The sequence below is a fragment of the Yersinia ruckeri ATCC 29473 genome, from assembly GCF_000754815.1.
Classification (GTDB): Bacteria; Pseudomonadota; Gammaproteobacteria; order Enterobacterales; family Enterobacteriaceae; genus Yersinia; species Yersinia ruckeri.
In genome coordinates this window covers 393,748-405,242 of the sequence record NZ_KN150747.1, presented here as the reverse complement: position 1 = coordinate 405,242, position 11,495 = coordinate 393,748, and the positions used below count along the sequence as shown (strand labels likewise).

Sequence of the window (11,495 nt, the reverse complement as noted above, 5' to 3'; positions counted from 1 at the left end):
AACTGAATCCATGTTGAATACGCTGATTGTTGGTGCCAGCGGCTATGCCGGAGCGGAACTTACGGCTTATCTGAATCGTCACCCACATATGAACATAACCGGTTTAACGGTTTCAGCGCAAAGTGCAGATGCAGGAAAATTGCTTTCTGATTTGCACCCGCAGTTTAAAGGCATCATCGATCTGCCGTTACAACCGTTGGTTGATGTGGCTCAGGCCGCAAAAAATGTGGATGTGTTGTTTCTGGCGACGGCGCATGAGGTCAGTCACGATCTGGCTCCGCAGTTTTTAGCTGCGGGTTGCGTGGTCTTTGATTTGTCTGGGGCTTTTCGCGTACAGGATCCCGATTTCTACACAACCTATTACGGTTTTGCACATCAGCACCTCGAATGGCTGGCACAGGCGGTTTATGGTCTGGCGGAATGGCAGGCAGATAAGATTAAGCAGGCGCAACTGATTGCGGTGCCGGGCTGTTATCCTACCGCCTCCCAGTTAGCTTTGAAGCCATTGGTAGATAATCTATTGCTGAATGATGATCAATGGCCCGTTATCAACGCGGTCAGCGGCGTGAGTGGTGCAGGACGTAAGGCCAGTATCGGCAACAGTTTTTGTGAAGTCAGTTTGCAACCTTATGGTTTATTTACTCACCGTCATCAGCCTGAAATCGTTGCTCATTTGGGTACGCCAGTGATTTTTACTCCTCATCTGGGCAATTTTGCTCGCGGTATTTTGGCGACGATTACCTGTCGCCTGAAAACGGGGGTAACGGAGCTGGATGTCGCCGAGGCTTATCACCAAGCCTATCAGGATAAACCTTTGGTGCGCTTGTATCAGCAAGGTATCCCCGCGTTAAAGTCCGTCGTAGGGCTGCCGTTCTGTGATATTGGCTTCTCAGTGCAGGGCGAGCATTTAATCGTCGTTGCGACCGAAGATAACTTGCTGAAAGGCGCGGCAGCTCAAGCTGTTCAGTGCATGAATATCCGCTTTGGTTTCGCGGAAACTCAGGCTCTATTCTAACCAGGGATGGTTGCGAAATTTGCCATAAAAGATATTTTCGCTGCCCCCCACTTTTCCAAGATGCAATTGAGGCGCAAATCATGATGAGTCCGTTAGTCATTAAACTAGGTGGGGTGCTACTGGATAGTGAAGAGGCGCTGGAACGTCTGTTTACTGCATTGGTTACCTACCGTGAAAAGCATCAGCGTCCACTGGTTATTATGCATGGTGGTGGTTGTCTGGTAGACGACTTGATGAAAAAACTGGCGCTGCCAGTCGTCAAGAGAAATGGCCTACGTGTTACACCTGCTGACCAGATTGACATCATCACTGGCGCACTGGCGGGGACGGCCAATAAAACCTTGCTGGCCTGGGCGGTGAAACACCAGATTAATGCTGTTGGCCTGTGTCTGGGCGATGGCAATACTGTCAGCGTGACGCCGCTGGACGTGGCGCTGGGGCATGTCGGTAGCGCACAGCCAGGTTCTCCGGCGTTGGTGCAAACACTGTTGGCGGGCAACTATATGCCAATCATCAGCTCCATTGGTATTACCGCCGATGGCGTGTTGATGAATGTTAACGCTGATCAGGCGGCAACTGCGCTAGCGGCGACGCTGGGAGCCGACTTGATTCTGCTGTCTGATGTCAGCGGCATTCTGGATGGCAAAGGGCAGCGTATTGCTGAAATGACGGCGCAAAAAGCGGAGCAACTGATTGCGCAGGGCATTATTACTGATGGTATGGTAGTGAAAGTGAACGCGGCGTTGGATGCCGCTCGTGCACTAGGGCGCCCGGTGGATATTGCCAGCTGGCGTCATGCTGACCAGCTTCCTGCTTTGTTTAATGGTGTGCCTATCGGTACACGTATTCTGGCTTGAGACTGTTAATTCAAGTCATTACAGATTCTTCTATTGTTTCATCCGAATTGAGATTCAAGGAAATTAAAATGCAAACTAAAGGCATCAGCAAAATTGTTCTGGCTTACTCCGGCGGCTTAGACACTTCAGCGATCATTCCGTGGCTGAAAGAAAACTACGATAACTGCGAAGTGATCGCGTTTGTGGCTGATATTGGGCAAGAACGTGCCGATCTGGAAGGGATTGAACAAAAAGCGCTGCGTACTGGTGCCTCAGCCTGTTACGTGGCTGACCTGCGTGAAGAATTTATCAAAGATTACGTGTATCCGGTGTTGCAAACCGGTGCATTGTACGAAGGTACTTACCTGCTGGGAACGTCAATGGCGCGTCCGTTGATCGCTAAAGCACAGGTTGAACTGGCGCTGAAGCTGGGTGCTGATGCTGTCGCGCACGGTGCAACCGGTAAAGGTAATGATCAGGTGCGTTTCGAAAGCACTTACACCGCGTTGGCACCACAATTGAAAGTGGTCGCCCCTTGGCGTGAGTGGGATCTGCGTTCCCGTGAAGCATTGCTGGATTACCTGAAAGAGCGTGATATTCCGACTACGGCTTCATTGGAAAAAATCTACAGTCGTGATGAGAATGCATGGCATATCTCCACGGAAGGCGGCGTGCTGGAAAGCCCAGCCAATGCGGCGAACAAAGATTGCTGGGTTTGGACTGTGGCTCCTGAAGACGCGCCAGACAAAGCTGAACAGGTTACCGTTACCGTTGAAAAAGGCAAAGTGGTTGCCGTAAATGGCAAAACCATGAGTCCGTTCCAGTGTCTGGATACGTTGAACACACTGGGTGCCAAACACGGGATTGGTCGTATTGATATCGTTGAAAACCGTCTGGTTGGCATTAAATCCCGTGGTTGCTACGAAACCCCAGGCGGCACCATCATGATGGCTGCGCTGCGTGGTGTTGAGCAATTGGTTCTGGATCGCGATAGCTTCAAATGGCGTGAGCAGTTGGGTCTGGAAATGTCCTATGTGGTTTACGATGGTCGCTGGTTCGCGCCATTACGCCAGTCACTGCAAGCTGCGGCTGAATCGTTGGCTCAGGAAGTTAACGGCGAAGTGGTGTTGAAACTCTACAAAGGTCAGGTGACGGCAATTCAGAAAACTTCGCCTAACAGTCTGTATTCCGAAGAGTTTGCGACTTTCGGTGAAGATGAGGTTTACGATCATAGCCATGCGGGCGGCTTTATCCGTCTGTTCTCACTGTCTTCCCGTATCCGTGCGTTGAACGCAAAGAAGTAATGTTGTGATTTGTCGGGTGCGGCTTAGTCTGCGCCCATCTGGCTCGATTTATTATCATTATTGTTTTATCCGGTTGAAGGAAATCAAGATTATGGCATTGTGGGGCGGACGGTTCAGTCAGGCGGCAGATCAGCGGTTTAAGCAATTTAATGATTCCCTGCGGTTTGATTACCGGCTGGCAGAACAGGATATTATTGGCTCGGTTGCCTGGTCAAAAGCGCTGGTTACTGTGGGGGTTTTAAGTGCAGAAGAGCAGTTACGACTCGAAGATGCACTGACACTCTTACTGGCAGAGGTTCAGACCGACCCACAAGCCATTCTGAACAGCGATGCAGAAGATATTCATAGCTGGGTAGAAACCCAGTTGATTGCCAAAGTCGGTGACTTGGGTAAAAAACTGCATACCGGACGCAGCCGTAACGATCAGGTTGCCACCGATTTGAAGCTATGGTGCAAATTCCAGGTGACTGAGTTGCTCACAGCGGTTCGCCAATTGCAGCAGGCGTTGGTGATCACTGCGGAAGCGAATCAGGATGCTGTGATGCCGGGTTATACCCATTTACAGCGTGCTCAACCGGTGACTTTTGCCCATTGGTGTCTGGCTTACAGCGAAATGTTGTCCCGTGATGAAAGTCGTTTGCAGGATAGCTTAAAACGCCTCGACGTCAGTCCGTTGGGCAGTGGCGCATTGGCGGGAACGGCCTACGCTATCGATCGTGAGCAGCTTGCCGGCTGGTTGGGCTTTGCTTCTGCGACCCGTAATAGCCTGGATAGTGTTTCCGACCGTGATCATGTGCTGGAACTGCTTTCGAATGCCAGCATCGGCATGGTTCATCTTTCCCGCTTTGCCGAAGATTTGATTTTCTTCAACAGTGGTGAAGCTGCTTTTGTTGATTTGTCTGACCGCGTCACTTCAGGTTCCTCCCTGATGCCACAGAAAAAAAATCCGGATGCATTGGAATTGATTCGTGGTAAATGTGGCCGTGTTCAAGGCGCGTTGACCGGTATGATGATGACGCTAAAAGGCTTGCCTTTGGCTTACAACAAAGACATGCAGGAAGATAAAGAAGGGCTATTCGATGCCCTGGATACCTGGCTAGATTGCTTGCATATGGCAGAATTGGTATTAGAAGGTATTCAGGTCAAGCGCCCACGTTGTAAAGAGGCTGCCGAGCAGGGGTACGCCAACGCAACCGAACTGGCCGATTATCTGGTGGCCAAAGGTGTACCTTTCCGTGAAGCACATCATATTGTGGGTGAGGTCGTCGTGGAAGCTATTCGTCAGGGTAAGGCGCTGGAAGGTTTATCTTTACACGAACTGCAAAAATTCAGTGCAATGATCAACGATGATGTATACCCGATTCTTTCTCTGCAATCTTGTCTGGATAAACGTGTCGCGAAAGGTGGCGTATCACCGGAACAAGTGGCACTAGCCATTGCTGAGGCCAAAGCACGTCTGTTTTAATTGATTCCCTCCGCGTCGCGGGTGGCATTTCTGCCATCCGCTTTATCATGAAGAATTCCCTTTCTAGATAATGAGTTAGATATTAGCTCTACTTCAGTGTTGCCTGAATGTAATAAATTAGGATTATCCGATCAGCTAATATTTCAGCTTTTACACCTATGGCCGAATTAATCATATTATTCGTTATTCTCACTCATTATTCTTCATTTCATCCTGTGAAAAGTTGAGTTTACCCCACTAAGTGATTATGATTATCATTCTCACTTGTTGGAATAAAAATAAAGCGTTGCCGTTACGCTTTATTTTTGATGATTGATTTTGTGCAATAACCCAATCAATTGTCAGCATCATTTTTAAAGGATGAAGTTAAAATATGAATAATATTTATGTAAAGAGAATAAACTTTAAGAGGTTAATAAATATAACTTTTTTTTGGCTTTTTTCATTGATTAGTATTAAAGGTTACTCTAATCAATTTGTTAATAACCCCATACATCCCAAAAGCAATAAAAATGATGTTGAATTAGAAACGATAAAAATAGAAGGGAGCAGTAACGAGCATTCTAGTGATTGGATATATGACGAGCCGCGATCGATTAGTGAAATAACTAAAGAACAATTAGATAACCGGCCTGCCAGACATGCCGCTGATATATTAGAACAAACTTCTGGTGTGTATTCCGCTGTGGATCAACAGGATCCCGCGCTGTCGGTCAATATTCGTGGTATTCAGGATTTTAGCCGCATCAATATGAATATTGACGGTATGCGGCAAAATTTTACGAAAAGTGGTCATGGCGGGCGCAATGGCGTGATGTTTATTGATCCTGAAATTCTCAGCACTGTTGTGATTGAAAAAGGGTCGACCAATGGTATTGGCAGCGGCGGAGTTATTGGTGGTATCACAACATTTAATACCATTAATGCAGAAGATTTTCTTGAACCGGGAAAAGAGATTGGTGGCAGGCTGCGAGCCATGACCGGTGATAATGGAACCTACTTTATTGGCGGTGGGGTGCTGGCTCTCGGTAATGAAACCGGTGATTTACTGCTGGCCGCAAGCGAGCGTAATTTTGGTGATTACTGGCCGGGCAATATTGGCGATCTGGCTGGGGTACGTTTTGGGTATAAGTCCTGGAAAAAAAACGCTGTTGGTGAAGAGCTGAAACATATGCAGGTGCTGAATTCCGGCTATAAAATGCATACGCGGCTCGCGAAAGTGGGTTGGAACCTGCCAGCCGAGCAACGTTTGGTCGCCAGTTACCTGCAAACTCAAGCCTACAGCCCCAACGGCGGTTTCCTTGTTTCCGTAAAAAACGCACCTAACAAGAGCGGAGTCGGCTGGAGAACCAGCAGCATAAGTGATGTTATGACCAGAAATATAGCTCTAGACTATCAGTTGCAACCGGGGCATCTATCTTGGTTGGATATCATGGCGAAGGCCTATTACGTTGATACTGATGATAGAACCAATACCCTTTGCTCTGACTGGGTACGCTGTGATAAATACTTCACCCGTACTCGTTTAACCACCCGTGGTCTACAGTGGCAAAATACTCAGTTACTAAACTTACCCGATAACCACTTACTCAGCTTTAAATACGGTATTGACTGGTTTAGCGACCGTTCCAGTGGCCACTCAACCAAAGACTCAATGGTCGGTGTGACCCCGGAAGGTAAGCGTAGCCTGACCAGCGTCTTTACCCAGCTCGATTATCACTATGACAACTGGTTGCGGCTGGATGGTGGGCTGCGTTTCGATAAGTCCCATTTACAAGGGCATACTTGGCTACCCACCTGGCACCTTCCCCACACCATTGATAATCCTTGCAAGCGACCAGCGAATTATTACAAACTAGGTTATAACCCCATCGACCCTTGCGTTCGTCAACGGCTAATCATGACGTGGGATGTTGATCGCCATGAACAGCAACTCTTACCGACGGTAGCCATGGGGATTAAGCCCGGAGTGCAATGGCTGGAATTTTTCGGTAATTACGGTAAATCATGGCGGCCACCGGGTATTACGGAAGCCTTGGCCACGGGCAGCGCTCACGGCTCAGGGCGGTTTTTCCCCAATCCTAGACTGGCAATCGAACGCTCCCGAACCTGGGAGGCGGGATTCAATATTCAGCAATCAGACCTATTAGTTAACGGGGATAAATTTGCCGCTAAAATGGCTTACTTTGATACTCGAGTGACTAATTATATTAATCTTGAATTGGGTAAACAATTACCCAAACTGGGCCGCAGTTCTTTTGCCTATGCCGCCTTTGGTAATAATCTATTAAAGAGCCGCTTTCGTGGATTCGAATATCAGCTAAGTTATGACGCCGGTTTATTTTATACCAATCTGAGTTATACCCGAATGCTGGGTCATAATGATAGTTGTTCTAAGCCGGCCTGGTTGGGAGGGGTACAAGCAGTGGGATATTCAAGAGCTAAGGGTATATATACCGTTGAACAACGTTGGCAAGATCACCGGGTTGTATGTAGTCATGGGGAGATATTCGGTTCATCGGCTTATTTACCCGGTGATCGTGGCAGTTTAACCCTCGGCGGACGAGCATTAAATAAACTGTTAGATTTTGGTACCGTGATCCGTTATAACCGTGGGTATCAAGATTTGTCTGTCCTTAATAGTGCTGGCTACCCAGGTACAAGCTATGTTGCGGACTGGCCGAAATACACAATATTTGATTTATATGCCAGCTATAAATTAACAAATAACTTTACATTGCGTGGTTCTATAGAAAACATCAACAATCGTGCTTATTTGGTTAATTATGGTGATTCTCTTTCATTTTCTGCCAGCCGTGGTCGCACTATCCAGGGGGGCTTTGAATACAAATTTTAAAGTCTTCAGGTAAGTAAATTATCTGTTGGTAGACATGATTAAGAAAGTAATTATGTCTAAGTTATCTTTCATTAACTAAAAGGATGTTATTTATGAATGTGACAATCAAATATCAAAATGAATTTTCCGATTATACTATTTCATCTTATATGAATAAATGGGCAACGACATTTGGCAATATTGATCAGGCTGCGGTGAAAGATCGTGGTCAGTTTTTCGGTGGTGACGATCAATATAATGGCACTCAATATTCCATTAGCAGTTCGCATGGGAGTAGTTCTGCCATGATTATAGACGGTACTCTGCATTACTCATACTTTCCTAAGCACACCTTCTATGGGCAGATGGATAGCATACAGTTTGGCGAGAGCCTGCATCAAGACCAAAGTGGCAGCTGGTATTTGACCCCGGCTGAAGTGAGTTTTAGTGGGCTTCATATCACTGGTAGCTATGATGATGAACTCACTATGGAGCAAAACCATCAGGGTAATATGCACAAGATAACGCATGGTTTAATGAGAGGAAATCCCGATCCGATGCTGGAAATACTTAAAGCGAAAGGCATTGATGTGGATACCGCTTTCAAAGACCTGTCTATTGCCACTCAGTATGATTCCAGCGACGTGATGGGCGATATGCCAATAGTTGAAACCATCGGTGTCGCGGATAATAGCGAGATGTTATTGGTCGCCTGATAGAACATCAATTAAAAAATAAGGCCTTAGCCGCATAGAAAGTTCACCACTGCATCAATAGGAACACCGGGTGTGGTGGTGATTTTACTGGTCGCTGCCGAAGCGTGGCAACGAGTAAGGCTTGTTCCTTTGGCAATAATCTTCAGTGTGGAAACGAGCCCATGCAATCTGCGAACATTTCCCGATTATCGACATCGCCAACAATATTAACGCTATTAACCTATGATAAACCCAGTCTCTGGGGGATTGGTATATTTACCGCAATTATTAATCTACTGATGTTGACGCCTGCAATTTATATGTTGCAGGTCTATGAACGTGTATTAGCTTCAACGAATACCATGACCTTACTCATGCTCACTCTCCTGGTTTTGGGGGCTTTTGCTTTCATTGGTTTACTGGAATGGGTGCGCAGCGCTGTTGTCATCCGTTTGGGTACCAAGACAGATATGCAGCTTAATCAACGGGTGTTCAACGCAGCATTTGAATCGACTTTGCAGGGAAATAAAATCCAGGCAGCACAAGCGTTAAATGATTTAACGGTAATTCGTCAGTTTGCTACCGGTAATGCTCTGTTTGCTTTTTTTGATGCTCCGTGGTTCCCGCTCTATCTATTGGTGATTTATTTACTGCACCCATGGCTGGGTTTATTGGCAACCGCTGGCGCGGGTATTTTGGTTTTACTGGCCTGGTTTAATCAATGGGCATGTAAGAAACCCCTCAGAGAAGCGGCTGAGGTCACATTGCAAGCAACACAACAAGCAAACGCCAACTTGCGTAATGCCGATGCTATTGCGGCGATGGGGATGTTGAAAGCCCTGCGAGAACGTTGGCTAGCGCAGCATTGTCGTTATCTTTATCAGCAAAATATCGCCAGTGATACAAGTAGCCGTATCAGTGCCTTGGCTAAATTTAGCCGCTTAACATTACAGTCAATGATGCTCGGCTTGGGGGCATTATTGGTGATTCGGGGTGAAATTACGGCTGGCGTGATGATTGCTGGGTCAATTTTGATTGGGCGCGTGTTAGGGCCGATCGATCAGCTGATTGCCGTCTGGAAGCACTGGAGCCATGCCCGTTTGGCTTACCAGCGTTTATCCGATTTACTGCTAAATCAGACACCCTCTGAAGCGGGCATGGCATTGCCTGCTCCTCTTGGCCAGCTAACCGTTACCCAGTTGCTCGCTTGTCGGCCAGGCACTGCAATTCCTATTTTGCACTCTATTGATTTTACGCTGCAACCCGGTGAGATTCTTGGTGTTCTTGGGCCATCGGGTAGCGGTAAATCTACACTGGCTAGATTGTTGGTCGCCAGCAAGTCGGCCTTTAGTGGGTCGATACGCTTGGATGGTGCCGATATCTCTCTCTGGGATAAGTCCTTATTAGGCTCGTTTATCGGTTATTTGCCGCAAGATGTGCAGTTATTTCGCGGATCTGTTGCCGAAAACATTGCTCGTTTTGGTTGCGTGGACTCAGCCAAAGTTGTCGCTGCTGCCAAAATGGCCGATGTGCATGATTTGATTCTGCATTTGCCCCAAGGTTATAACACCCCGTTGGGTGATGGTGGTGAGGGATTATCTGGTGGGCAGTGTCAACGAATCGCTTTGGCGCGGGCAGTGTACGGTATGCCGCGGCTTATTGTGTTGGATGAACCCAACGCGAGCTTGGATGATGCAGGAGAAAAAGCGCTCTTGGCGAGTATTAGCCAGTTAAAGCAACAAGGCTGCACCATCGTCATGATTACCCATAAACCAGAGTTATTATCTGGCAGTGACTTTTTACTATTACTGAAAAATGGACGACAGGAGTTGTTTGATCGGACTCAAGTGGTACTGGCAGGTCTTTACGCTAAAGATAATGTGGCTTCAACAGCACATATCCAGAACGTGGGTAAGAAAAATGTCTGGGGTAATACCGTGGTTTACCGCGTTGCCCCTGCAGGTCACTCATCGCAGAATGACTAACCCAAGTCACGGAAAAAGGCAAAAGATGATGTTATCAGAAGTCGGTCGGCCGTCACTGCAAACTAATAGCGAACGCTATCTTTATATTGGTGGGCTACTGGTATTAACCGGGTTTATCGGTTTCTTCGCTTGGGCCAGTTTCGCACCATTAGATAAAGGTGTTGCAGTGCCTGGAATAGTTATCGTGGCTGAAAACCGCAAAATCGTTCAGTCATTACAAGGTGGACGAATCACCCAGTTGCATACGACGGAGGGAGAGTGGGTCGAAAAGGGACAATTGCTGATTTCGCTGGACGATACTGCGATACGTAGCCAGCGAGATAACCTGCAACAGCAGTATTTTTCATTACTATCTCTGGAGGCTCGGTTGATTGCTGAACAAAGTAATTCGGCACTGATTACCTTCCCAGAGGCGCTATTAAAGCAGCGTGGGCAGCCAATCATTGAAGAGCTAATGGCTCTACAGCAGCAACTTCTTCATCATCGGCATCAGGTCCAGAAAGGCGAATTGACTCGTTTGTCGACAGAAATAGCCCGTCTGCATGAGCGGCTTGCCGGTTTACACATACAGCGTGTGAATAATCAGCGTCAGTCTGACTTGATTCAGCAGCAACTGAAAGGCATTCGCGCACTGGCACAAAATGGTTATGTGGCGACGAGTCAGCAATTAGAGATGGAGAGCAAGGCCATTATGTTTTTGGCTAAAGTTGATCAAGACAATAGCTATATCGCCGAAACTCACAGGCACATTCAGGAAACAGAACAACGGCTGGCACAGCAGCACGAACAATATCAGGCAGATATTCATGAGCAGCTGGCCAAAGCGCAACAAAATCGCCGAGAACTGGGGCAACATATCACCGTAGCAGAATATGAACTGGCCAATATGCAAATTTCTGCTCCTGCCAGTGGTGTGATTATCGCACTTGCCCAGCATACCGTGGGTGGTGTTGTCGGTTCAGGGCAGCAGCTAATGGAGATTGTTCCCAATGGAGAACCGCTTTTGATTGAGGCACAACTACCCGTTGAGCTGATTGATAAAGTCGCCGTTGGTTTACCCGTGGATCTTATCTTTTCTGCCTTTAACCAGAGCCATTCTCCACGGTTAGCAGGCACGGTTCTGCGTGTCGGTGCGGACAGGCTGGATAATCGACACAGTTTACAGCCTTATTATCCATTAACCGTGTCGATAAATATCGATGCAGTACAGCAGACCCAGATAGAAAAAATACGGCCAGGTATGTCTGTCGATGTATTTGTTCGCACCGGTGAACGTTCGTTATTGAGCTATTTATTTAAGCCATTCACAGATCGCCTGCAAGCTGCATTGGCCGAGGAATAAATGGCGGGTTACTCAAT

8 protein-coding genes are annotated in these 11,495 nt (G+C 47.3%); all 8 read left to right on the top strand.

Going from position 1 to position 11,495, the window contains the following annotated elements:
* The first annotated feature begins 10 nt into the window (after nt 1-10).
* The 8 genes from argC (at nt 11) to DJ39_RS01775 (ending at nt 11,478) form a co-directional block, all read left to right on the top strand.
* Nucleotides 11-1,015: an N-acetyl-gamma-glutamyl-phosphate reductase gene (gene argC, locus DJ39_RS01810; RefSeq protein WP_004719506.1), complete on the top strand. Its 1,005-nt coding sequence runs from the start codon at nt 11-13 to the stop codon at nt 1,013-1,015.
* Between the two features lie 83 nt (nt 1,016-1,098).
* Entirely contained in the window at nt 1,099-1,872 is a 774-nt protein-coding gene (gene argB, locus DJ39_RS01805; RefSeq protein ID WP_038251626.1) for an acetylglutamate kinase, read from the top strand.
* Nucleotides 1,873-1,940: 68 nt separating this feature from the next.
* On the top strand, nt 1,941-3,155 hold the full coding sequence (locus DJ39_RS01800; protein ID WP_004719502.1) for an argininosuccinate synthase: 1,215 nt from the start codon (nt 1,941-1,943) through the stop codon (nt 3,153-3,155).
* Nucleotides 3,156-3,246: 91 nt separating this feature from the next.
* The gene (gene argH, locus DJ39_RS01795) at nt 3,247-4,620 is read left to right on the top strand and encodes an argininosuccinate lyase (RefSeq protein ID WP_038244674.1); all 1,374 of its coding nucleotides are present in this window, start codon (nt 3,247-3,249) and stop codon (nt 4,618-4,620) included.
* A 373-nt stretch (nt 4,621-4,993) separates the two neighbouring features.
* Complete coding sequence (locus DJ39_RS01790) at nt 4,994-7,477, top strand: TonB-dependent hemoglobin/transferrin/lactoferrin family receptor (protein ID WP_038251117.1); 2,484 nt, start codon at nt 4,994-4,996, stop codon at nt 7,475-7,477.
* 92 nt (nt 7,478-7,569) lie between these two features.
* Nucleotides 7,570-8,172, top strand: coding sequence for a heme acquisition protein HasA (locus DJ39_RS01785; RefSeq protein ID WP_038244668.1), 603 nt, complete (start codon nt 7,570-7,572; stop codon nt 8,170-8,172).
* A gap of 161 nt (nt 8,173-8,333) precedes the next feature.
* Nucleotides 8,334-10,136, top strand: coding sequence for a type I secretion system permease/ATPase (locus tag DJ39_RS01780; RefSeq protein WP_004719492.1), 1,803 nt, complete (start codon nt 8,334-8,336; stop codon nt 10,134-10,136).
* Nucleotides 10,137-10,164: 28 nt separating this feature from the next.
* A complete protein-coding gene (locus DJ39_RS01775) occupies nt 10,165-11,478 on the top strand; it encodes an HlyD family type I secretion periplasmic adaptor subunit (protein WP_370272843.1) in 1,314 nt (437 codons plus the stop codon).
* The last annotated feature ends 17 nt before the right edge of the window (nt 11,479-11,495 follow it).

What these genes read in the sequence shown, in the direction of transcription:
- argC (WP_004719506.1), top strand. Translation starts at nt 11, where the DNA reads ATGTTGAATACGCTGATTGTTGGTGCCAGCGGCTATGCCGGAGCGGAA.
- argB (WP_038251626.1), top strand. Translation starts at nt 1,099, where the DNA reads ATGAGTCCGTTAGTCATTAAACTAGGTGGGGTGCTACTGGATAGTGAA.
- DJ39_RS01800 (WP_004719502.1), top strand. Translation starts at nt 1,941, where the DNA reads ATGCAAACTAAAGGCATCAGCAAAATTGTTCTGGCTTACTCCGGCGGC.
- argH (WP_038244674.1), top strand. Translation starts at nt 3,247, where the DNA reads ATGGCATTGTGGGGCGGACGGTTCAGTCAGGCGGCAGATCAGCGGTTT.
- DJ39_RS01790 (WP_038251117.1), top strand. Translation starts at nt 4,994, where the DNA reads ATGAATAATATTTATGTAAAGAGAATAAACTTTAAGAGGTTAATAAAT.
- DJ39_RS01785 (WP_038244668.1), top strand. Translation starts at nt 7,570, where the DNA reads ATGAATGTGACAATCAAATATCAAAATGAATTTTCCGATTATACTATT.
- DJ39_RS01780 (WP_004719492.1), top strand. Translation starts at nt 8,334, where the DNA reads ATGCAATCTGCGAACATTTCCCGATTATCGACATCGCCAACAATATTA.
- DJ39_RS01775 (WP_370272843.1), top strand. Translation starts at nt 10,165, where the DNA reads ATGTTATCAGAAGTCGGTCGGCCGTCACTGCAAACTAATAGCGAACGC.